The sequence below is a fragment of the Enterococcus sp. AZ163 genome (assembly GCF_050498925.1).
GTDB classification, from domain to species: domain Bacteria; phylum Bacillota; class Bacilli; order Lactobacillales; family Enterococcaceae; genus Enterococcus_A; species Enterococcus_A ferrettii.
In genome coordinates, this window is the sequence record NZ_JBIPAO010000001.1 from 2,324,275 (window position 1) to 2,346,568 (window position 22,294).

23 protein-coding genes are annotated in these 22,294 nt (G+C 39.5%); 19 read left to right on the top strand and 4 right to left on the bottom strand.

What is annotated here, in order from left to right:
- Nucleotides 1-5: 5 nt before the first annotated feature.
- From IGI46_RS11050 to IGI46_RS11090, 9 genes are read left to right on the top strand one after another with little or no spacing between them, the layout of a single operon-like run.
- Entirely contained in the window at nucleotides 6-3,833 is a 3,828-nt protein-coding gene (locus IGI46_RS11050) for a SpaA isopeptide-forming pilin-related protein (protein ID WP_429973436.1), read from the top strand.
- A gap of 1 nt (nucleotide 3,834) precedes the next feature.
- Entirely contained in the window at nucleotides 3,835-4,116 is a 282-nt protein-coding gene (locus IGI46_RS11055; protein WP_429973437.1) for a hypothetical protein, read from the top strand.
- A complete protein-coding gene (locus IGI46_RS11060) occupies nucleotides 4,100-4,462 on the top strand; it encodes a hypothetical protein (protein WP_429973438.1) in 363 nt (120 codons plus the stop codon). Before IGI46_RS11055 ends, IGI46_RS11060 begins: the two co-directional genes overlap by 17 nt.
- A 15-nt stretch (nucleotides 4,463-4,477) precedes the next feature.
- Nucleotides 4,478-4,792, top strand: a complete 315-nt coding sequence (locus IGI46_RS11065) for a DUF961 family protein (RefSeq protein WP_174127509.1) — start codon at nucleotides 4,478-4,480, stop codon at nucleotides 4,790-4,792.
- Between the two features lie 18 nt (nucleotides 4,793-4,810).
- The gene (locus tag IGI46_RS11070) at nucleotides 4,811-5,182 is read left to right on the top strand and encodes a YdcP family protein (RefSeq protein ID WP_429973439.1); all 372 of its coding nucleotides are present in this window, start codon (nucleotides 4,811-4,813) and stop codon (nucleotides 5,180-5,182) included.
- A gap of 51 nt (nucleotides 5,183-5,233) precedes the next feature.
- Nucleotides 5,234-5,485 (top strand): hypothetical protein, encoded by a 252-nt coding sequence (locus tag IGI46_RS11075; protein WP_429973440.1) that lies wholly within the window; start codon nucleotides 5,234-5,236, stop codon nucleotides 5,483-5,485.
- A 31-nt stretch (nucleotides 5,486-5,516) separates the two neighbouring features.
- Nucleotides 5,517-6,911, top strand: a complete 1,395-nt coding sequence (locus IGI46_RS11080) for an FtsK/SpoIIIE domain-containing protein (RefSeq protein ID WP_429973967.1) — start codon at nucleotides 5,517-5,519, stop codon at nucleotides 6,909-6,911.
- Nucleotides 6,908-8,122: a DNA cytosine methyltransferase gene (locus IGI46_RS11085; RefSeq protein WP_429973968.1), complete on the top strand. Its 1,215-nt coding sequence runs from the start codon at nucleotides 6,908-6,910 to the stop codon at nucleotides 8,120-8,122. The genes IGI46_RS11080 and IGI46_RS11085 overlap by 4 nt, the downstream gene beginning before the upstream one ends.
- 19 nt (nucleotides 8,123-8,141) lie before the next feature.
- Nucleotides 8,142-8,426, top strand: a complete 285-nt coding sequence (locus tag IGI46_RS11090) for a hypothetical protein (RefSeq protein WP_429973441.1) — start codon at nucleotides 8,142-8,144, stop codon at nucleotides 8,424-8,426.
- Nucleotides 8,427-8,543: 117 nt separating this feature from the next.
- Here the strand turns inward: IGI46_RS11090 and IGI46_RS11095 are convergent, their stop codons facing one another.
- A complete protein-coding gene (locus IGI46_RS11095) occupies nucleotides 8,544-9,353 on the bottom strand; it encodes a hypothetical protein (protein WP_429973442.1) in 810 nt (269 codons plus the stop codon).
- A 310-nt stretch (nucleotides 9,354-9,663) separates the two neighbouring features.
- On the opposite strand from IGI46_RS11095, the gene IGI46_RS11100 reads away from it, so the two are divergent.
- Together IGI46_RS11100 and IGI46_RS11105 are read left to right on the top strand one after the other, a co-directional pair.
- Nucleotides 9,664-10,851 carry a replication initiation factor domain-containing protein gene (locus IGI46_RS11100; protein WP_429973443.1) on the top strand — a complete coding sequence of 396 codons (1,188 nt, stop codon included), beginning with the start codon at nucleotides 9,664-9,666 and terminating at the stop codon, nucleotides 10,849-10,851.
- Entirely contained in the window at nucleotides 10,844-11,158 is a 315-nt protein-coding gene (locus tag IGI46_RS11105) for a hypothetical protein (RefSeq protein WP_429973444.1), read from the top strand. Before IGI46_RS11100 ends, IGI46_RS11105 begins: the two co-directional genes overlap by 8 nt.
- Before the next feature lie 19 nt (nucleotides 11,159-11,177).
- Here IGI46_RS11105 and IGI46_RS11110 read toward each other — a convergent pair whose 3' ends face one another.
- Nucleotides 11,178-11,360, bottom strand: a complete 183-nt coding sequence (locus IGI46_RS11110) for a hypothetical protein (protein WP_429973445.1) — start codon at nucleotides 11,358-11,360, stop codon at nucleotides 11,178-11,180.
- Between the two features lie 153 nt (nucleotides 11,361-11,513).
- Between IGI46_RS11110 and IGI46_RS11115 the strand changes: the two genes are divergently transcribed.
- Genes IGI46_RS11115 through IGI46_RS11150 form a run of 8 tightly spaced genes read left to right on the top strand, consistent with a single transcriptional unit; the run spans nucleotide 11,514 to nucleotide 19,352 of the window.
- Nucleotides 11,514-11,735, top strand: a complete 222-nt coding sequence (locus tag IGI46_RS11115) for a hypothetical protein (RefSeq protein WP_174127516.1) — start codon at nucleotides 11,514-11,516, stop codon at nucleotides 11,733-11,735.
- Nucleotide 11,736: 1 nt separating this feature from the next.
- A complete protein-coding gene (locus IGI46_RS11120; RefSeq protein WP_429973446.1) occupies nucleotides 11,737-12,252 on the top strand; it encodes an antirestriction protein ArdA in 516 nt (171 codons plus the stop codon).
- A 49-nt stretch (nucleotides 12,253-12,301) separates the two neighbouring features.
- The gene (locus IGI46_RS11125) at nucleotides 12,302-12,604 is read left to right on the top strand and encodes a hypothetical protein (protein ID WP_429973447.1); all 303 of its coding nucleotides are present in this window, start codon (nucleotides 12,302-12,304) and stop codon (nucleotides 12,602-12,604) included.
- A 10-nt stretch (nucleotides 12,605-12,614) separates the two neighbouring features.
- Nucleotides 12,615-13,007 (top strand): conjugal transfer protein, encoded by a 393-nt coding sequence (locus IGI46_RS11130; protein ID WP_429973448.1) that lies wholly within the window; start codon nucleotides 12,615-12,617, stop codon nucleotides 13,005-13,007.
- Complete coding sequence (locus tag IGI46_RS11135) at nucleotides 12,991-15,438, top strand: ATP-binding protein (RefSeq protein ID WP_429973449.1); 2,448 nt, start codon at nucleotides 12,991-12,993, stop codon at nucleotides 15,436-15,438. The genes IGI46_RS11130 and IGI46_RS11135 overlap by 17 nt, the downstream gene beginning before the upstream one ends.
- Nucleotides 15,439-17,457 (top strand): CD3337/EF1877 family mobilome membrane protein, encoded by a 2,019-nt coding sequence (locus IGI46_RS11140; RefSeq protein WP_429973450.1) that lies wholly within the window; start codon nucleotides 15,439-15,441, stop codon nucleotides 17,455-17,457.
- Complete coding sequence (locus IGI46_RS11145; protein ID WP_429973451.1) at nucleotides 17,454-18,449, top strand: lysozyme family protein; 996 nt, start codon at nucleotides 17,454-17,456, stop codon at nucleotides 18,447-18,449. Before IGI46_RS11140 ends, IGI46_RS11145 begins: the two co-directional genes overlap by 4 nt.
- 21 nt (nucleotides 18,450-18,470) lie before the next feature.
- Nucleotides 18,471-19,352, top strand: coding sequence for a conjugal transfer protein (locus tag IGI46_RS11150; RefSeq protein WP_429973452.1), 882 nt, complete (start codon nucleotides 18,471-18,473; stop codon nucleotides 19,350-19,352).
- A gap of 1,182 nt (nucleotides 19,353-20,534) precedes the next feature.
- Here the strand turns inward: IGI46_RS11150 and IGI46_RS11155 are convergent.
- Complete coding sequence (locus IGI46_RS11155) at nucleotides 20,535-21,281, bottom strand: ABC transporter ATP-binding protein (RefSeq protein WP_270660493.1); 747 nt, start codon at nucleotides 21,279-21,281, stop codon at nucleotides 20,535-20,537.
- Nucleotides 21,274-22,284, bottom strand: coding sequence for an ABC transporter substrate-binding protein (locus IGI46_RS11160; RefSeq protein ID WP_429973453.1), 1,011 nt, complete (start codon nucleotides 22,282-22,284; stop codon nucleotides 21,274-21,276). Before IGI46_RS11160 ends, IGI46_RS11155 begins: the two co-directional genes overlap by 8 nt.
- Nucleotides 22,285-22,294: the final 10 nt, after the last annotated feature.

A 22,294-nucleotide genomic window follows, 5' to 3' on the forward strand; every position in this document is an offset into this window, starting at 1 on the left:
AAAATATGAATAAAATCGCACGCAAAGCAACCACGTTGTTCACCCTAACAACAATCGTGGTTGTTTTTTTTATTAATCCAGTATTGACGCTCGCTGCTACTGTCACCGATCAACCCGTCGCAAATTATTCCTCTTCTTGGTATCTCAGTCGTTTTGGTGGCCTGCATTGGACAGATGAATCTGTTTGGATGAAACGAGTCGATGGCGTGCCAGCTTTTTGTATTGAGCATGGAGTGAGTCTGACACCTGGTTCAGACTTTCAACCATCAGAATTGACAATTGCTGAAAAGGATCGTTTGTCACTAATTGCTTATTACGGCTATCAACAGAATCCAACAAATGACAATTATGGAATGACACAATTTATGGTTTGGCAAGAGCTTGGGGATCAACTCATCTCGACAAACTTACCAAATTATGAAGCAAGAAAAAACGAAGTGCTAGCGAAGGTCAACCGACACAATCTCAAACCAACCTTCAATGGGCAAACAGTTGAACTCAACGTTGGTGATTCTATTACGCTCACTGATAATGCCGGTGTGTTAAGTAATTACCGCAACTTAGTAGAGAATTCTGCGAACCTAAAAGTAGAAAAAAATGGCAATACTTTAAAACTAACAGCTCAAGAGAATTCGCAAGAAACTGGGAAGTTAGAGTATGCGATTGCTAGTAGTGAAAATATCGGTCAAAGCTTTGTCTATAATAAGGCCGGTCAACAAAAAGTCGCTACCTTCAAGTTGGCGAATGGTGGAACCTTCAGCCTGAACATCAAAGTAAATCTCAACGGAAACGTTAGAGCTAAAAAGATTGATCAAGATACAGGTGCTGCCCTACCTAATGCCAAACTGAAGTTTGAATACAACGGTCAGTCCAAAGAAGTCACCACTGGCGATGATGGTCTTGCGCAATTGAATGACATTAAAGCGGGTACAAAAGTCAAAATCACCGAAGTCACTGCGCCAAACGGTTATGTGAACAAGGGTGAATTCAAAGAAGTGATCATTAAGCCAAATCAAACCCTTGAAGTCATTCTGAACAACAAAGAACAACTCGGCCAAGTCAACCTAAGCAAGGTGGGACGTGAATTCGGTTCTTCTATGTTTAATCAGTATTATCGCTTAGATGGCGCGATATATGGTGTCTATACGAAGGATGGCGCCAAGGTTGGTACGATGACGACTGATACTGTCGGAAAAGCCCAACTTGGCAACTTAAAGTTAGGCTCTTATTATGCAGTAGAAGAAAAAGCACCGGAAGGTTACTTACTGAATGAAGAAAAAATTCCTTTCGAATTAACCTATGCGGGTCAAACTGTTGAAATCACTCATACAGACATCAATGCGACGGACCAAGAACAAAAAGGGTCAGCCATCTTGAAAAAAGAAGATGAAAAAACTGGCGCAAAACCACAGGGTGCTGCTTCATTAGATGGCGCGGTTTATGAACTTTATCGTGCGTCGAATGATGAACGAATCGCAACAGTCACAATCAAAAATGGACAAGCGAAAGTAGATAATTTGCTGCTAGACGATTACTACTGGATGGAAAAAACAGCTCCAGAAGGCTATCAATTAGACAAAACAAAACTTCCTTTCCAATTAACTTATGCTGGTCAAACGGTAGAAACTACCACAGAAACTGTTACGGCGAAAGAAAAAGTCATCACAGGTGGGTTCGACCTTATCAAATTTGGGAACTATGATTGGAAAGATAAAAAAGGGAAAATCAAACCTTTAGAAAACGTAGAATTTTCGGTTACAAGCGACACCACTAAAAAAGTTGTTGCCACTGGTAAAACAGATAAGGAAGGCTATCTGAAGTTTACAGACCTCCCTTATGACACCTATACCGTAAAAGAAACCAAAACGCCTGAAGGCTATGAACCGATTGAGCCTTTTAAGGTAACGATTCGTACACAAAATGAAACCCATCACTATGCACTAGAAAACAAAGTCATCGAAGAGAAACTCAAAGTTGTAAAGGTGGATGCTGAAACAGGCAAAACCATTCCTCGTAGCGATGCAGGATTCAAAATCAAAAATAAACAAACCAATGACTTTGTGATGATGCCAAATCTCAATGATGAAGGCGTGACGGATACGTTCTTTACCAATGAGAAAGGCTTTTTGATTCTTTCTGAAGCCTTATCCTATGGCGATTATGAACTGATTGAGGTTCAAGCACCGAACGGCTATATTCTAGCAAAAGACCCACTTCCGTTTAAAGTTGATGGTTCTCATAATGGCTTGATTGAAATCCAATTTAAAGACAACTCACAAAAAGGGGTAGCCATTTTAACGAAACATGCTAAAACCCCATTAGGCGTTGAAAAAACGGATTCGGATTTTGGTGATCTATACTCCTTTGTTTTTGATGATCAACTAGCAGCAGGTGTCACTTTTGATATTGAAGCTGCCGAGGATATTATCACCAATGACGGGACTGTTCGTGCGAAAAAAGGCGAAGTAGTCGCTACATTAGCGACGGATGAAAAGGGTGAACTAACCACACCACTTCTTTATTTAGGGAAATACCAAGCGATTGAGAAAGCTGCTCCAAATGGACTGGTGATTGATGCAACGCCGATTCCTTTTGAATTGACCTATGCTGGTCAACAGGTGGACCTGACCTCTACGACTATCACTGCTTACAATGAATTTCAATCACTACTAATCAAACTCTATAAGAGCCAAGAATCGATTGATTCTTGGGATGAGAATAAACCAGAAATTAGTTTGGAAGATGGTCATAATCAGGTCTTTGGACTTTTCACTCGTGAAGAAAAAGTCCTGGGCGACACCATCTCTGTACCTGCCAATGCGCTAGTTGGCTTTGCTACAGTTGAAAAAGGTGTGGCTACCTTTGATGTACAACTACCTGAAGGAAACTACTATGCAAAAGAACTAGATGCTGGTGAACATCATGTACTAGATGAAACAGAATATGATTTTACTTTTACAGCCAAGGATAACCAATCGGTTCAAGAAATCGAGATTTGGAAAGACCGAGTATTTTACGGTCAAAAACAAATGAATACGAAAATCACTCGTACAGCGATTCTCAACCAGTTACATTTGAACGAGTTCCAATTTAAGAAAGTGAATGAAAAAGCCACCTTAGAAGAGAAACATGGCTACCTGTTTGAGTATGCTGATTCTGCCGAAGGAGCAGTATTCACATTGGAAGATGAAGAAGGTGCACTCCTTCAAACCATCACCATCGACCAGGACTCTATTGGAACCGTGAAGAATCTACCCGTTGGTACTTTCTATTTAAAAGAGAAACAAGCTTCCAGTGATTCTTTTGTCCTTTCTGATCAAGTAATTCGCTTGGTTTCCACCAAAGACGGTGTCCAAGCATTTGATGAAGAAGGTGCATCATTACCGACTGATTCAGAGAATAATTTGCTATTTGAAGTGAAAAACCATCTTGTCAAAGGAACGTTGGAATTGACGAAAAAGGATGTGAGTACGGGTGATCTATTACCAAATACAGGTATTCAAATTCTAGATAAAGATCAAAGAATCATTACGGAAGGTCGAACCAATGAACAAGGCGTCTTCACTTTCGAGAACTTGCCGAAAGGAACTTATCACTTTAGAGAGTTCGATGCACCAGAAGGTTATCAACTAGATGAGTCACTTCATGAATTTGAAATCAAAGAGGACGGTGAAATCGTGAAAGCAGGACTAACCAATCAAAAAATTAAACCAGAGAAAACATTACCACAAACCGGTGAAAAACAATCAATCCTCCTTGTACTTCTTGGCTTGGGTACACTAGCTATTGCTGGAACGTTGTATCGCTACAAGAAAAAAGCCAAAACTAATTAGTATGGAAGTTACACAATTATCCATGCGCTTAGTGGAAATTGACGATTCTCCTGTCTTGATGATGGGAGAATTGGTATTGGATCATCAATTAGTCATCAAAGAAGTGGCTTTGTGTCGCTCCAAATATGACAGATACTTCTTGCAATTTCCAACAACGAATAATCTACGTGTGGTGCATCCTATACAACAAAACTTCTACCAGCGTTTATTAGAAATAGTCATAGTGGATTATCATCGAAAAGTTGCTTTAACTGGGAGGAAAGCCCGTGACCAAACTCTATGAAATTCAATTCATTGATGAAGCTAGTGTGCAACAAGAACTAGCGAGCTTACTAGAAAATTCCATTGATGTCATTCAGGAAACAAGAAAAGCGCTGCTAATCGCTGCCTATCAAGTTCAGGAACGGCGGCGATTAACCAATCATATTTTCAAAGAACATCAAGTCATTCAAGTGCAAGAAAATGATTTACTGTGGGCCTATTATTCCCCAGACAAAACCAAGAATCAGCGAACTGCCTTTCGAAGTTTCTTAGTCAAGCAACGCTATTATCGAAAGAACAAGATGATTTTAGTGGTCCAACCCACATATGAACAATCGAAACAATGGTTCGATTTGAATCAATTATAAAACGAGGAGATTACTATGGAACTAAAACAAATTATCCCAAACATGGAAAAAACATTCGGTACGTTAGAATTTGCGGGTGAAGCTTCTGTCGAAAGTCGCCGAGAAGACGGGCGCTTAAAAGTCTTATCTCGCACTTACCACCTGTACTCATCGGTACAAAAAGCGGATCAAGTGACGGTCACTATTCCAGCGATTGCCGGAGAGATCGATTTTGATTATGAAACCAAGGTACGACTAGTTGAACCAAAGATTTCAGCGGTCGGCTATAAAATTGGTGAGAGTGCCTTTACGAATTATGTTTTGACCGCCGAAAATATTGTGAAAGCCTAAAAGAAAGAAGGAAATAGAATGAGATTAGCAGAAGGAATTATTGTCGATAACGAAAAAACATTTGGTACGTTGAAATTTTCCGCTCTACGTCGAGAAGTATTTGAACGAGGATCAGATGGTGAAGTCACCGAACAAGTCAAAGAACGAACGTATGACTTGAAAAGTTCGGGTCAAAAGCAAATGATTCAAGCCAGCGTGCCAGCCGATATTCCATTAAAGGAGTTTGCTTACAATGATGAAGTTGTCCTTGTCGATCCTATTATCGATACGGTAGCAAATCCTACATTTCGAGGAGCTGATGTTGATTGGTATATCAAGAGTGCAAATATTGTCCCAGCAAAGAAACCTAACCAACAATCGAATCAACAACCGAATCAAAAAAATGCATAAAAGAAAGGACCCTGAGCGTAGTGTAAAATCTACGCTCTTTTTGCGTGATTTATGAGACAAGTAACTATTATTTGGTTTGATCAATTTTTAGATGCCTACAGGCGCTACACTAGGCCAGAATATCAAAAAAGTGAAACAGAGATTTTAGAAAAGTTCAGTGAGCTAGATGATAAAGTTGAATTTTTCGTCCTTTCAGTTGCTGAAGAACTAAGCGTAGATGGTCAAGCTCGGATGTTTCGTTTTTACCTTGTCAAAGATGACCAACAAGACGCTATGCAGTATGACGGTTGGATTGATGTCTAAATGGCTAAAATGGATCAATCCATTTCTTTATATAAAAAATCGTGGAAAAAGAATTCGCCCCAGAGATAAGAGCCTAGTTTTCTCCACATTTATCAGTATCTTAGGACCCCTATTTGTTGGGGAACTATTCCTTGTTTATCAAAAACAAGTGCTTCAATTTATCAATAGTGCGTTGCCGTTATTTGAGCGAATCAATGAAGCGATCCAACAAGTCCATTGGCAAAAACTACTTCTAGTAAGTGGTTTTGCTGTAACGAGTTGTCTATTAGCCGCCTATTTTCTATTCATCTTATTTCCAGACTGGTACCGACAATTGAAGCATCGACAAAAGCTTGCTCGAATGATTCTACAAAATCATTGGTACGAAGTCGAAACGGTGCAGCAGGAAGGGTTCTTTAAAGACCTCTCCTCAACAAAAAGCAAAGAAAAGATTACTTACTTTCCTAAAATCTTCTACCAGATGAAGAACGGCTATTTGATTATCTCAGTTGAGATTTCCTTGAACAGCTATCAAGACCAATTACTTCATTTAGAAAAGAAGTTGGAAAGTGGTCTGTATTGCGAACTGGTGGATAAGGAACTGGAAGAATCTTTTGTTGTGTATACCTTACTTTATGACACGATTGCCAATCGCATCAGTATTGATGAGGTCAAAGCGGCGAATGGTCGCTTGCGTCTAATGAAGAATGTTTATTGGGGCTATGATCAATTACCGCATATGTTGATTGCAGGTGGTACGGGTGGAGGGAAATCCTATTTCATCCTTACCCTCATTGAGACACTCTTACAAACGAATGCGAAGTTGTATATTTTGGACCCGAAGAATTCCGATTTAGCTGATCTCTCGATTGTTTTACCACATGTTTATTATCGCAAAGAGGAGATGCTTTCAGCTCTCAATGAATTTTACGAAAAGATGATGGCTCGAACAGAAACGATGAAACAAATGGAAGGCTATAAGACAGGTGAAAACTATGCCTATTTAGGTCTTCAGCCACATTTTCTTATCTTTGATGAATACGTGGCTTTTATGGATATGTTGGGTCGCGAAAGCAATGAAGTCATGAACAAAATCAAACAAATCGTAATGCTCGGTAGGCAAATGGGCTTCTTTATCATCCTGTCTTGTCAGCGTCCCGATGCGAAGTATCTAGGTGATGGGATTCGTGATCAATTTATGTTCCGCGTCGCATTGGGACGAATGAGTGAGCTGGGCTACGGCATGATGTTTGGTGAGACCAACAAGGACTTCTTTCAAAAACGAATCCGAGGTCGCGGTTATGTGGATTCTGGCAATAGTGTCATTAGTGAGTTTTACACACCTTTAGTACCAAAGGATCATGACTTTATTCAAACAATCCAAACAATTTACGAACAACAAAATACCCTCATGTTTCGACATGAAGAACAGGAGAACAAACCATAAGATTTATTGATTTATTTGCAGGTGTCGGTGGGTTTCGCTTTGGGATGGAGCGCGCCGGGCACACTTGTGTTGGTTATGTAGAATGGGACAAATTTGCCCGGAAAAGTTATGAAGCGATCCATCAAGTCAAAGATGAATGGACGCGACATGACATCACTAAAATTACAAATGAAGAATGGAAGGAATTACATGGAAGAGTTGATATCATCTGCGGAGGCTTCCCGTGTCAGGCATTTAGTATCGCCGGAAAACGAAAAGGATTTGAGGACACTCGAGGAACAATGTTTTTCGAGATTGCCCGTGCCGCCCAACAAATCCAACCACAATTTCTGTTCCTTGAAAACGTCAAGGGGTTACTCAATCACGACAAAGGGAACACCTTTCGTACAATCCTCTCCACGCTTGATGAACTGGGGTATGATGTCGAATGGTGTGTATGTAACAATAAGTGGTTTGGAATTCCGCAAAATCGAGAACGTACCTTCATTATCGCACGTCTTAGAGGAAGTGGTCGATCCGAAATATTTCCTGTCCAACGAAAAGACTCAGCAGCTGTTACGAACGATATAAAACGAATGAATACTGCCGAGAAAGCAAAAGAGCTTCCTGGCTATGACACGACAAAACGATTTTATGATGTTTCGGGTATTTCTCCGACCCTTACGACCCGAGAAGAGCCAAAAATACTAGTGGTTGGGAACCTCAATCCTAGCGAACGCGGAATGAGTGGGAAAGTTTATCGTAGTGAGGGCCTTAGCCCCACCCTCACCGCTGGAACAGGAGAGGGGCCTAAGATTCTTTTATCCTCAGATAATTTGAAAAAATTGAATAATCATCCAAAAGTAGAGACTGCCTTGTCATCAAAAGAGAGGCAGTCTCTTTTTGTCAAAGAGGCAACTAAGAAGGGTTACGCAGAAGCGCATCCTGGTGATAGCATCAACATCGCTTTTCCAACATCTAAGAACCGTCGTGGTCGGGTTGGTAAGCAGCTTGCCAACACCATTGTCACAAGTGATTCACAAGGTGTGGTGACGGAGGAAATGCGAATACGGAAATTAACACCCCGGGAATGTTGGCGACTGCAAAGTTTTCCAGATTGGGCTTTTGAACGAGCAGAAAAAGTTGTCTCTGCAAGTCAATTATACAAACAAGCGGGTAATAGTGTTGCACAGGAAGTTGTTTATCAGATTGCCCTGGTTGCATTTCATTAATAGAAAGAAGGTGTGACTATTGGAATATGAAGAACTGATTAGCTCCCTTTATCAACTGGCGAGAGAGACAAAGGATGAAGAATTGCAAAGTGCTTTACTTGACTTAGGTTGGACTGTTAAAAAGTGTGGTATTCGTGACGAAAGCGAAGATCCAAATGAAGAAATACATTTTAAAGAATTACTACGTCAATTAGAGGAGCTGATTGAACAAGCAAAAGACTTAGTGGATAAGATTTCAATCAAAGACTTAACGGACACGCTGGCCTCTCAGGGGATTGACGGTTATTTCGGGAAATTTTATTAACTAGTATAATGTAATTTCTATTTTCTCCTTTAATTCAAAAGAGGTGTGCAACAGAAACAGGATACTGCACACCTCTTAAGGGAAGTAATTTTCAGAGAATATAAGTTTGAAAAATCCTCAAGATGAAAACCAAGAGCAAATGAAATTTTTCAGAGGAGTCAATAGTTTTACAAACTCATTTAGATTAAGAAAAACAAAAAATAGAACTACTTGTATTGTTGACGCGATTTTGCTTTGAGTAAAACTTTTATCAATGTAACCCTTTTTAGTATTTTTCCACAACTTGTTCATTAGTAAAAAAACGAAGATATAAGAGCCTGCGATTCTAAACGTGAGGGTAGCAAATGTTAAGGGAAATGTGGAGTGCTCCTCAACAATAGGAATTCCCTTCAAAACGTCAATAACTGAACCAAACCACACTTGAAAATTCGACCAAGAAGAAATATTTATGACAGGTACTTTGTTTAATAAGTCTTGGATAATAACAGGAATTTCCAACACAAAATAAAGAATTATTAGATAACTGAAATACTCAACAAGTAGAGCTTTTTTAGCTTGCTTTGACACAATTTTTTTATTCCCAACAGCAATGATATTTGCTATTAATGCTATTGCGCATAGTGTAGGGATTAGATTGTATGTTTGAGAGTATATAGCAAAGGAAATAACAAAAATTATTGTGTATAGAATTAATTGCATAATCATTTGCTCGTTACTTGATGAAGTCGTTGTTCGGGTAGTTCTTTTTCTAACAGTAGTTTTTTTCCTATACCATTTTGTAGTTGTGGAATTATTAGAGCGCTCAATATCTACTTCTTCAGTAGAAACTTTCTTTCTTACTAATTTAATTACGGTATAGAGAAAGCCTCCAATACCAATAATGTTACCTAAGAATCCTAAAAAATCATTGATTGTAGTAAAACTCAAATTCATCATCCTTATCCATTTTCTTCTATTATACCAAATTTAAAGAACGTTCGTTCTTTAAACTGCAATTAAAACCAAGCAACAGCCGCCGCTGCACCCCAGTGCCAAGCGGCGAGCTGGAAGCTTGCCTTTGTGGCGCGCTCGCGCGCCGCAAAGTAAAAACCCCCAGTATCTAACTAGGGGGGTAGTAAAGACAATACAAACAATTGAATAATCGCTTGAAAGTTAGGATTACCAAGACTTTCAGCTGCTTTTTACAGATGGGAAATAACGTCATTTATTTCTCATCTTTTTTATTTGGAGGAAAATAGTGAACTTTGGAAATTATTTACGTGAGAAACGAGAACTTTATGAGGTCTCCCAACAACGTTTAGCGGTGGCTAGTCAAAAATCAAGACGCTATATCAGTATGATTGAAACCGGTCAAAAAGAACCGTCTGATACAACGAAAAAAGTGTTGCTTCAAGCATTGGAACAATTAAACCCTGACAACGAACTATCCTTAGTTTTCGACTATGTTCGCTTACGCTTTGATACGCATGATGAGAAACATATCATCGAGAATGTACTAAAAATCAAAATGAACTATATGCTGTATGAAGATTATGCCTTTTATGGATATATTGCCAAGTACGTTTTTGGTCATATTCAAGTGATGATCTCTCCCGAAGAAGATGACAAAGGAACATTAATTGAATTAAAAGGTCAGGGCTGTCGTGAATTCGAGAGCCTTCTTTTGGCGCAAAATCGTTCTTGGTTTGATTTCTTCATGCGTTGCGAAAAAGAAAAAGTGCACTACAAACGAATTGATTTAGCGATTAATGATCGAGTTGGACTCCTCTCGATTCCTTATCTAGCTGAAAAGTGTAAGCGACGGGAAATGACGTCCAAATTCCGTTCCTTTCAAGCGTTGGGTTCAGGAAAATTTGCGAGTGAGGATGAACCCTCCTTTGTTGGGAATACGCTGTATCTTGGTTCATTGAAAAGTGATATCTACTTTTGTTTTTACGAAAAAGATATCGAACAAATGATTAAACGTGGGGCGCCAATCGAAGAAGCAGTGATAAAAAATCGATACGAGATTCGCTTAAAAAATGATCGTGCCTATCACGCTATGCAAGATTTACTCATTTATCGAGATTGTGAGCGAACCATTTTTAATATCATTACTTCCTATCTCACGTTTCTAGAACCGAACAAAACAAAAAAGAAATCTAACTGGCCGATAGATACTTCTTGGCAAGTTTTCATCGGGAAGAACCGAGAGAAAATCAAGCTAACGACACAACCAAAACCTGTCGAACTTAGCCGAACCATGCTTTGGCTACAACGCCAAGTCGCTCCTACTTTGAAGATGCTGTTACTGATCGATCATGAAAATGCGACAAACAAGATCAATGACTTATTGAATACGACCAGCTTATCAAAAAAGCATGAAAAACTGATTGAACAGCACACCACCTTGATTCAAGAACTCGTCACGAAGGAAGGTGATTGACCTGCTTCTTAGAAGGTTTGAAGAAAAGGATAATCCTTATGTATTCAATATCTACTTTTACCAAGGCGCATTGATCGGTATCGAAGAAGATCCCAAGTACCGACAACTATCAGAAATGATGCCCTATGGTACACCAACTGATTACTTTAATTGGCGACAAACCCAAACAGGTTTTGGCAGCTTACTAGATATTCATGGAAAACCACTCCTCAAAGATCATCCGCGATTCAAGTTTTATCGCGGCTATTTGAGTGAGGTAGCGCAGGCTGAGAATATACCGATTCGAAAGTGGCACAATCGTGCGTGAAAGTAACTTAACACGTCGATTAAGGAAATGCGGTTTCTTGTGTGGGATTGAAAGCTATGTTTATTACCGTACCATCGGTCATTTCACGACGCTTTATGTCGAAGGTGAGAAAGATACTGCTACCAAAAAGATTCTCTACAGCTTCTACAAAATGCGTGCTTTTCCCAATGGAAAATCGAGCTTCAAAGTCTATTGTGATCATGTGGATGTCCTCACGGTTGTCCGGCGTGTTGAGTCTTACGCCTTGTATCTGAAAGACAACAAAAGCAAGACAGGTCATTGGTTTACCTGAGCAGAAAAATCAAACTCTGGGAAAGGAAAACAAACACAAAAAATTGATGAAAGAAGGAACAAGATGAATTTTGGTCAAAATTTATTTAACTGGTTTGCTACGAACGCCCAATCATTGGTATTACTAGCAATTGCCGTGATTGGTGTGTACTTAGGATTCAAACGTGAATTCTCAAAACTGATTGGCTTTTTGATTGTCGCTGCGATTGCCGTAGGGTTAGTATTCAATACGGCTGGTGTAAAGGATGTCTTATTAAACATCTTTAACACGGTGATTGGTGGTTAATATGGCAATCAGTACCGATGAAATGAAAGTCTACATTGCCAATCTTGGCAAATACAACGAAGGAGAACTGGTTGGCGCCTGGTTCTCCTTTCCCATTGATGAAGAAGAAGTTCAAGAAAAAATTGGCCTGAACGCGGAATACGAAGAATATGCGATTCATGATTACGAATTGCCGTTTCCCGTTAATGACTACGCCTCGATTGATCGCTTGAACCAACTTTATGAAAAGCTCCAAGAGATTGAAGGCACACCCATCTATGAGGAATTAACAGAAATTCAACGTAGCTGGTTCTCAGACATTGATGAATTGGTTGAGCATAGCGACGATATCATTCACTATGCCGATTGTGATTCCATGAGTGAGCTGGCGCAGCACTACATCGAAGAAACGGGTGCACTGAGTGCCTTGCCTGAAAATTTGCGCTATTATTTCGACTACCAAGCACTGGGTCGAGATATGGAAATTGAGGGCAACTATCTCGTTACCTCTCATGGCATATTTGAATACAATAATTAAACACTAGACAGATCGACTATCGGTCTGCCGTTTTTATAAGGAGGACAACATGTATCAATACAAAATACTGAACAAAGAACGATTGACCGAAGAAATCGTCAATCTGCTTTCTTTCCCGTTATTGAAAGAACAAATCAAGCAGAAACTCTTTGAAACCATTGTTTCAGATGCCAAAGAAAATTGTGATTACTTAACACCTGAAAAGTTGTTTGAAGAAAAGGAATATGGTGTCTGGTTTCACACGGTCAACTATCCGGAGTTTAAAAAGAACATCGCACGCTACGACACTTTTGTCATTTATCGCTGTGTCTTAGCGGATAACCGTCAAGAGATTCTTATCACATTAGAATAGGAGGCGTATCATGAAAAAGATTCGTAGCTATACGAGTATTTGGAATGTCGAAAAAGTCATTTATGCCGTCAATGATTTGAAGCTACCGTTTCCGATTACCTTTAACCAAATGACTTGGTTTGTCCTCACGTTATTCTTTGTCATTTTCTTTGCGAAGTTACCGCCTTTGATGTGGATTGAGGGTGCGCTGTTGAAATATCTTGGAATTCCTGGATTTGTGGCTTGGTTCATGTCACAAAAATCCTTTGACGGCAAGAAACCAGTGGGATTTATCCGATCCATTTTCCGTTATTATTCCGCACCAAAAGTTACCTTTGCAGAGAAGAAAGTCAAAAAACAAACGGTAACGATTCAAGAAAGCATTACGTATGTAAGGAGTGAAGCGATTGAGCTTTCCAATTAAATACTTAGAAAATAACTTGGTCTTTAATGAAGACGGGGAATGCTTTGCTTACTATGAGCTGATTCCTTTTAACTATTCTTTTCTAAGTCCCGATGAAAAATACAAAGTAAACGACAATTTCCGCCAATTAGTTGCCCAGTATCGAGAAGGAAAAATCCACGCATTACAACTCAGTGCGGAATCCAGTATCAAAGAAGTGCAAGAACGCTCGAAGGCGGTGGTAAAAGGCAAACTAAAAGAGGCGGCTCTGCAACATATTGATGGGCAAACGGAAGCGTTGATTGATTTGATCGGGGAACATCAAGTCGATTACCGCTTCTTTATTGGCTTCAAGTTGATCTTAACGGATCAAGAAGTCAATCTGAAAAATATCTGGAATGAGTTTGTGTTAGGTATCCAAGATTTTGTTCATGGGGTCAATCATCAATTGATGGGTGACTTTGTCCAGATGCCGGCAAATGAAGTGGCACGTTTCCAAAAGCTTGAACAACTATTGGAAAACAAATTGTTGCGTCGATTTCAGTTTCGTCCGTTAGACAAAGATGACTTTGGCTATATTTTAGAACACTTGCATGGGAACGATGGTGTAGCTTATGAGGAATATAGTTATCATCTACCTAGCGAAGAAGTCGATGGACAGAAAAGAATCAAGCGTTATGACTTAATCAAACCCACTCGCTGCCTGATTGAACAAAAACAACGGTATTTGAAACTAACGAATGAAGATACAGAACTTTTTGTTTCATACTTTACCATCAATTCGATTGTTGGTGAGTTAGACTTTCCACATAGCGAACTGTTTTACTACCAGCAACAACAATTCTCTTTTCCCATCGATACCTCCATGAATATTGAAGTAGTGCCGAATCGGAAAGCCTTGTCTACGGTTCGTAATAAGAAGAAAGAATTAAAAGATTTAGATAACCACGCCTGGGAAAGTGACAATGAAACAGCTAATAATGTGGTGGAAGCCTTGGACTCCGTCAATGAGCTAGAAAACACCTTAGACCAAACCAAAGAATCTATGTACAAACTAAGCTACGTGATCCGTGTTTCAGCTCCTACTTTGGATGAGTTGAAGAAACGTTGCAATGAAGTGCGGGATTTTTATGATGACTTTAATGTGAAGTTGGTTCGTCCTTTTGGCGATATGCTGGGACTACACGGAGAATTCATTCCGTCTGCTAAACGCTTCATGAATGACTATATCCAATATGTCACCAGTGATTTCATTTCTTCTTTGGGTTTTGGTGCGACCCAAAGTTTAGGAGAACGAGAAGGAATTTATGTCGGCTTCAATGTCGATACTGGACGAAATGTCTTTATCAAACCCGACTTGGCCGCACAAGGGATCAAGGGGACAACGACTAATGCATTAGCTGCGGCTTTTTTAGGAAGTCTTGGTGGTGGGAAATCCTTCTCCAATAATTTACTCGTTTACTATGCTGTATTGTTTGGGGGCAAAGCCGTCATTCTTGATCCAAAATCAGAACGTGGCAATTGGAAAGACGACTTAGTGCATATTGCCGATGAAGTCAACATCATCAACCTGACTAGTGAGGAGAAAAACCGTGGTTTACTCGATCCCTTTGTCATTCTAGAAAACGTGAAAGACTCTGAAAGTCTAGCCATTGATACCTTGACCTTTTTAACCGGTATTTCTTCACGAGATGGTGAGCGATTCCCAACACTACGTAAAGCAATTCGGACGGTGGCACAATCGGAACAACGCGGGTTGCTTTGTGTCATTGATGAATTGAGAAATGAGGATTCAATGATTGCCAATGGGATTGCGGATCATATCGAATCCTTTGTCGATTATGATTTTGCCCAACTTTTGTTTAGTGATGGAAAAGTTGAGAATACCATTAGCTTAGACAAACTACTAAACGTCATCCAAGTTGCCGATTTGGTCTTACCGGATGCCAATACAACCATGGAGGAGTACACCACCATGGAAATGTTAAGTGTCTCGATGTTAATGGTCATCAGTACCTTTGCATTGGATTTTATTCATTCTGATACTTCCATTTTTAAGATTGTCGATTTGGATGAAGCTTGGAGTTTCTTGCAAGTGGCACAAGGGAAGACTTTATCGATGAAATTAGTACGTGAAGGTCGGGCAATGAACGCCGGCGTTTATTTTGTCACCCAAAATGCCAATGACTTACTGGATGAAAAAATGAAGAACAATATCGGCATGAAGTTTGCCTTTCGTTCAACGGATATCAATGAGATTAAGAATACCTTGGAGTTTTTCAGTTTGGACAAAGAAGATGAAGGCAACCAGAACCGTTTGCGTAACCTCGAAAATGGTCAAGCATTGTTCCAAGATATTTGGGGACATACAGGTGTGATTCAATTTGACTATATCTTTGAACATCTCTTTGAAGCCTTCGATACAAGACCATCTGTCACTGGGGGTGAGTAAGTGAAGAAGAAACGATTCGTGAAGATACTGATTGGAATCATCGGTGTCTTCTTTCTTTTGGCTGTTCTTTCCATTTCAGCTCAAGCCACTGGATTGATTGATGACACGATTGATACGGCAAACAACTACTCTCGTTATCCCATCGACAATTACCAGTTGGATTACTTTGTGGATTCTAGTTGGGATTGGCTACCGTGGAACTGGGGTGATGGGATTGGAAAGTCCGTCATGTTTGGACTTTATTCGTTGACTAATTTTGTTTGGCTGATCAGTATCTACTTATCAAACGCTACAGGATACTTAGTCGGTGAAGCCTATTCGTTAGATTTTATCAGCGATACAACCGAAGCGATTGGGCGAAACATTCAAACCTTAGCAGGAATCAATGAAAATGGTTTTATGGCAACCGGTTTTTATCCTGGATTGATCCTGTTATTAATTCTGATTATGGGAATTTATGTGACTTATACCGGATTGATCAAGCGAGAAACGACACGAGCAGCGGGTGCATTGGTGAGCTTCTTGACCATCTTCGTTTTGTCGGCTTCTTTTATTGCCTACTCAAGCAGTTACATTGCACGAATCAATGAATTCAGTGCCGATATCAGTAATGCGGCATTGGATGTGGGTTCAAGAATGACGACACCAAGTACCAACGCATCTGGCAAAAGCAGTGTCGATGCGATTCGTGATTCTTTGTTTGAGATCCAAGTGAAACAGCCTTGGATGATTTTACAATATGGGGATTCCAATCTTGAAACAGTGGGTGAGGATCGTGTCGCGGAATTAGAAGCCACTAGTCCCTTTCAAAACAAAGGGAAAGATCGTACTGAGATTATCAAAACCGAGATCAATGAGTTGGAAAATGACAATATGACCATCACCAAAACAGTGAATCGTTTAGGTGTCACGGTCTTTATCTTTTTCTTCAATCTCTTGATATCGGTTTTTGTCTTCATCTTAACGGGGATCATGATTTTCTCGCAGCTGTTGTTTATCATCTTTGCGGTTTTTCTTCCTATCAGCTTCTTATTATCCATGATCCCAAGCTTCAATCATTTGATGAAGACGACTATCATGCGTTTGTTTAATGTGATCATGATGCGAGCTGGAATCACACTTGTTTTAACCGTTGCCTTTTCACTATCCTCAATGGTTTATTCCCTAACGGCTTCTCAACCGTTCTTCATTGTCGCTTTTATGCAGATTGTCATCTTTGCCGGTATCTACTTCAAACTAAATGATTTGATGGGCATGATGGCCTTGAATAGTGCAGATTCGCAAGGAACGGGTAGTCGCGTCATGCGTCGACCAAAACAAACCGCAAGAAGAGCCCTTCGGAAATTGGCTGTTGGTGGATTAGCATTAAAAGGATTAGGTTCTATGCGAAACGAGAAGAAGAACAAGGCAACCAATAATCCTGAAAACAAGGAGAATTCCGAAAATCGTTCTAATCGGAATAGTTCGAACCAGCAGCGGAATAATACTCGAACCAATACGCAAAATCAGACGGAACAAACGAAACAGAAAAAAGGCCTCCCAGTCCGAAGAACAATCAATGATCCTGTAGGTAAAGAGCCACAACAAAAACAGGCAAATTCGAAAAACAGAAAAGGACCAGAGTCCAATCCAGTTAAAAAGCAAAGAAGAAACAATACGCAACCCTTAACCAAAAAACAACGAGAAAACCAAAAGCAATCGCAACGCAGGATGGCAAAAGCACGAAGTCTTGCGGCACCGAATCGTAAAGCGGTACCAACAAACAAGGTGTTAGCTGATTCGTCCAATAAAGCAGTCAATAACAATAAAAAGTTCCAACGAGTACCATCTGACTTGAATCAATCTAAGACAGTGAAACGTCAAAATCCATCGCCTGTAACTAAGAAAGGACCACAAAACCAATCGGTACCAAGAGGACGTGCGCATCAGCGAGTGTTGACTTCAAAGCAAAAGACAACAGTGACTAGCAAAGGAAAAGAAACCAAGAAATTAAGTGGCAAAGGAACGAAACGCCGATGAAGAACATCTTAAAGTTCACGGCTCCATTATTGGGATTCTTTTGTCTCTTTTTCTTTCTGCTTTTTGCCGTCATCGTTATGGGGGAAGAAGATAGTAACTCATCTTCTTCTGGAGAAATTGGCTTGAACCTATCGCCAGAAGTTTTGCGCTACCAATCACTCGTTGAGAAATACTGTCAGGAGTTTAGTATACCCGATCACGTCAAGACCATTCTTGCCATCATGCAGGTCGAAAGTGGTGGCAAAACCGAAGATGTGATGCAAAGTTCCGAAAGTTTAGGATTGCCACCGAACTCATTGAGTACAGAAGAGTCGATTCGGCAAGGATGCAAATACTTTTCTGAATTAATCCGTAGCATCGAAGCACAAGGATGCGATTTGAATACAGCCATCCAGTCTTATAATTACGGCGGAGGTTTTATTGGGTATGTGGCTACACGAGGAAAAAACTACAGCTATGAACTGGCTGAAAGTTTTTCAAATGAAAAATCGGGTGGGCAACGTGTGACGTATACCAACCCGATTGCCATACCGATCAATGGCGGTTGGCGCTACAACTATGGCAATCAATTTTACGTGAAATTAGTGGAACAATATTTAATCAGCGCCACGTTCGATGACGCAACCGTTCAAATGATCATGGATGAAGCATTAAAATACCAAGGTTACCCGTATGTATTCGGTGGCAGCAATCCCCAAACCTCTTTTGACTGTAGCGGACTTACGCAATGGTGTTTTGCCAAAGCAGGTATCAACTTACCACGGACGGCTCAAGCACAGTACGGCGTAACGCAACACATCTCATTAAGTGAAGCAAAACCTGGTGACTTAGTTTTTTTCCATTCCACCTACGCTACTTCAGATTACGTGACACATATTGGTATCTATGTTGGAAATAATCGAATGTACCATGCCGGAGATCCCATTGGGTACACAGACTTAACGGATGCCTATTGGCAAGCACATTTAATTGGTGCTGGAAGAGTACAATAAATTTGAGAGGAAATGAATACGATGAAAGAAAAAGCAAAACATATTGGTTTAAGAAAGAATACAACGATCGTTCTATGGACACTCCTAATCGGTAGTGTCCTTTTTGGTGTCTACAAGAATTTTACCGCGATTGATCAACATACTGTTCATGAAGAAAAAGTCATTGAAATGAAGCTAGTGGACACCAACAAAATTGAAAGTTTTGTCCAAAACTTTGCGCAAGATTTTTACACTTGGGAACCGAATCAGGAGCAGTTAGATGCTCGAATGGAACGATTGAAAAACTATTTACCAGAAAACCTACAACAAATGAATCAAGACATGATTCGTTCCGATATTCCTACGAAGTCTAATGTAAGCAACGTTCAAATTTGGGAAGTGGAACCAATCAACGAATCAGATTATAAAGTTTTGTATTCCGTGAACCAAGTGATTGAAGAAAGCATCGGAGAAGCTGTTGAAAACCGCACAGTTGAATCAGCATTTTCAGTAACGGTACGAATCAATAAACAAGATCAATTATCCTTACTTACAAACCCAGTAATGGCTTCTCTTCCATCAAAATTAGAAGTCAAAAATGATCCATTACAAGATGATTCAACCACCACGCAAGAAACAAAAGAAGAGATCAAAACATTCCTGACCACTTTCTTTACTGCTTATCCGTCTGCTAGTGAAACGGAGTTACTTTATTATGTTGAAAATACAACGATTCATGGAATCAACAAGAACTATATCTTCTCTGAACTTAAGTCAATCAACTATTTTGAGGATGAAGAGGGCGTGAAAGTGAAAACGGCCGTTTCCTACTTGTCACCCGATACAAAGGCTACACTAGTTTTTGATTATGAGTTAGTCTTGAAAAAGAATCAAAAGAATTGGGTTATTTTAGATGGGATTTAGGCTTACAACTTATTTTAGTCCTGATAAAATAGAAAGAAAACAAAGGAGTGATTAAAAGATGACTATTTCTTTTTGTATCGGATGGCTACTAGTCGGGATTATCGATTTTGTCCTTTATAAGATAATGAAAAGAACTAAAAGTACATTATTATGGTTACTGGTAAACGGATTAATTCTGTTTCTTTCACTTGTTTTTTGTATCGGATCGTTTATCATTTTGAGGTTTATTATAAAGTGAATTGAGTTCGATCAGTTATTTTTTTGTGATAAGACTTTAATTTGTATACGCTAGGCCATAGTTGATTTTATCGTTACCAGCTGATGTCTTTTTTCGAATTTTTTTATAAAAACTTCCATTCATCGGACGAAAGTTATAAAATGGAAAATCATCGACTAGTTAGTACTTACTACAGTGAAAATCAAGGAGGTGAGACCTTTGGTAAAAAATGCACGCACATTTGTTTGGTTGTATCTTATAATAATAGCGCTTGCCTTATTTGCGATTGTCACTCCTAACTTTACCCTTTCGAAAATCGCTTTATTGCTTTGTTCCTTTATCCTTATTGTGATGTTATCTCCAGGAAACAAAAGTTGACCAAGCAAAATGCTCCCCATACAACCTTGTTTCGCAGGATGTATGGGGAGTTTTTAGTAGGTGGAGAATTTCGCAAAAACACACTAGAGGAATTCTTCAAAGATTTTCATCCCCAGTAGTTCTTGAGATATATTGACGTTGTCAAACAAAGAGATACTCGCTTCTTTAATGCTGAAGGATTGGGTATGATCATGATCGTTGATCGCTAATGGCAAAACAGTCTGAGCATTTTTATCGATGACCTAGTCCAATTTAAGGCTTACCGCAGTTTTTATCTTAGCCGCTTTAAGATGTGCCGAGTGTGGAATCACCACAGTGTCTTAAAGCAATGACAAGGCTTTTTATCGGTTGAAAGTATGCTAGCAAAAAGTTGATTCGGCGATTTCTTCCTTCTTAAAAACATTATTAATTTGTTGTATTAGACCAAATTTATCGTTGATGTTAAGACTTACGAAAAAGAATTCTGCTGAAAATGCTGATTAAAACTCTCAGGTAGAAATTGGCATATTTTGCTGAGATGTAAATTGTTCACCTAGCAGACGTGATGCTTTTTTTGTATTGGAAACCATATACTATATGGTGGTGACTTAGGGCTCAAACTTAGTATTCAGATTCTCGATTACTTGCTTTTTATAATCAAGAAATTCTTTTGTAAGCTGAAAATCCGCATTTTTTTCTTTGCTCAACTCGATCATGTCTAGCTGGTCATCGCTCTGATTTTTCAAGATATAGATTCGATCAGACAATTTAATAGCTTCATCAATATCATGGGTAATAAATAGTGTCGTTAATGATAATTTTTTGTGGATATTGAGGTACCACTCATGAATTTCAGATTTAGTAAAGCTATCTAAGGCACTAAACGGTTCATCTAGTAAAATCAAATTAGACGAAAATAAATAGGTTCTTAGTAAAGCGATTCGCTGACGCATTCCACCGGAAAGATCTTTCGGATAAGATTTACTCACACTTGCCATGTTAAATTCTTCCAGAAGTTGGTTGGCCCTTTGAAGGGCTTCCTTCTTTTTGACTCCCTGTAAAATCAATGGCAAAGTGATGTTTTCTTCGATTGTTTTGTATGGAAGAAGTAAATCTTTTTGGAGCATATAGGAAACCTTTCCTGGCATATCAATGACGGATTCTCCATCTAACAAGACCTCACCGCTACTGGGGGTTAAAAGACCGGCAATAATGTTAAAAAGCGTTGACTTTCCAACTCCGCTCGGACCGATGATACTGATGATTTCATGATCGAGCACATGGAGATTCAAATGGTGCAAGACTAGTTTTTCTGAAAAATATTTTGACACATCTTTGACTTCTAGCTTAATCATTCTGCTCACTCGGTAGATAATCATTGGTAAATCCTGTATTTTCAGGAATTTCTTTATCAATTAGTTGGTTTTTTCCTAACCAGGTATAAAAATCATTCCAGCGCTGCGAATCAATATATCCCCATCTATCTTCGTCGGCACGATATTGTTCGGACAACCATTTTTGACTTGCCAGAACTAGGTCTTTGTTCAACTCAGGTGCCTCTTCGACTAAAATATCGGCAGCTTCCTCGGGCGACTCAATGGCGAACTCGTAACCTTTTTCAGCGGCTTTTAGGAATTTCTTCGCCACATCTCCATGCTCCTTTAAGAAGTTGTCGTTTGAGATAATTACAGGCGTATAATAGTCAAACACCGGATTCAAATCCTTAAAATAAAAGTAATCAATTGGGACACCTTCGCTTTCAGCAGAAACGCCACCCCAGCCGTAGAAAACCCAGATAGCATCCGCTTGTTTTTCCTTCAATGCCATCGGTTCATCCACAATATTATTCGGAATCAAATTAACTTTTTCAAAATCACCGCCGTCTTTTTCCATTACGTTGGCGATAGTGGCTTGCTCAACAGGTGAATCCCATGTAGCATAGGTTTTGCCTTCCAATCCTTTAGGTCGGTCAATACCTTCACCCTTAAGAGACATGATACCAGACGTATTATGCTGTAAAATAGTCGCTACAGCTGTGATTGGTAGTGAATCATCTGAAGCATAGCTCGGTGCTAGCGAATCTTGAGCGCTAATTCCAAATTGAGCTTTGCCACTCGCTACGATTGCGGAGGCATCTCCATCAGAGGGTTGCACAATTTCAACATCCAATCCTTCTTCTTCAAAATAACCTTTTTGTTGTGCTACGTATAGTCCTGTATGGTTGGTATTAGGTGTCCAATCTAACACAAACGTAATTTTTTCCAACTCTTTGTTTTCTGTTGCGCTTTGCTCATTGCTACATGCTCCTAGAACCAATAAACTACTCAAAGCAACTAATGCTCTCCACTTTACCTTCATTTTTACTCCT

Coding starts and splice junctions, on each gene's coding strand:
- IGI46_RS11050 (WP_429973436.1), top strand. CDS start 6: ATGAATAAAATCGCACGCAAAGCAACCACGTTGTTCACCCTAACAACA.
- IGI46_RS11055 (WP_429973437.1), top strand. CDS start 3,835: ATGGAAGTTACACAATTATCCATGCGCTTAGTGGAAATTGACGATTCT.
- IGI46_RS11065 (WP_174127509.1), top strand. CDS start 4,478: ATGGAACTAAAACAAATTATCCCAAACATGGAAAAAACATTCGGTACG.
- IGI46_RS11070 (WP_429973439.1), top strand. CDS start 4,811: ATGAGATTAGCAGAAGGAATTATTGTCGATAACGAAAAAACATTTGGT.
- IGI46_RS11075 (WP_429973440.1), top strand. CDS start 5,234: ATGAGACAAGTAACTATTATTTGGTTTGATCAATTTTTAGATGCCTAC.
- IGI46_RS11110 (WP_429973445.1), bottom strand. CDS start 11,360: ATGATCACAATAGACTTTGAAGCTCGATTTTCCATTGGGAAAAGCACG.
- IGI46_RS11115 (WP_174127516.1), top strand. CDS start 11,514: ATGAATTTTGGTCAAAATTTATTTAACTGGTTTGCTACGAACGCCCAA.
- IGI46_RS11120 (WP_429973446.1), top strand. CDS start 11,737: ATGGCAATCAGTACCGATGAAATGAAAGTCTACATTGCCAATCTTGGC.
- IGI46_RS11125 (WP_429973447.1), top strand. CDS start 12,302: ATGTATCAATACAAAATACTGAACAAAGAACGATTGACCGAAGAAATC.
- IGI46_RS11130 (WP_429973448.1), top strand. CDS start 12,615: ATGAAAAAGATTCGTAGCTATACGAGTATTTGGAATGTCGAAAAAGTC.
- IGI46_RS11145 (WP_429973451.1), top strand. CDS start 17,454: ATGAAGAACATCTTAAAGTTCACGGCTCCATTATTGGGATTCTTTTGT.
- IGI46_RS11150 (WP_429973452.1), top strand. CDS start 18,471: ATGAAAGAAAAAGCAAAACATATTGGTTTAAGAAAGAATACAACGATC.
- IGI46_RS11155 (WP_270660493.1), bottom strand. CDS start 21,281: ATGATTAAGCTAGAAGTCAAAGATGTGTCAAAATATTTTTCAGAAAAA.
- IGI46_RS11160 (WP_429973453.1), bottom strand. CDS start 22,284: ATGAAGGTAAAGTGGAGAGCATTAGTTGCTTTGAGTAGTTTATTGGTT.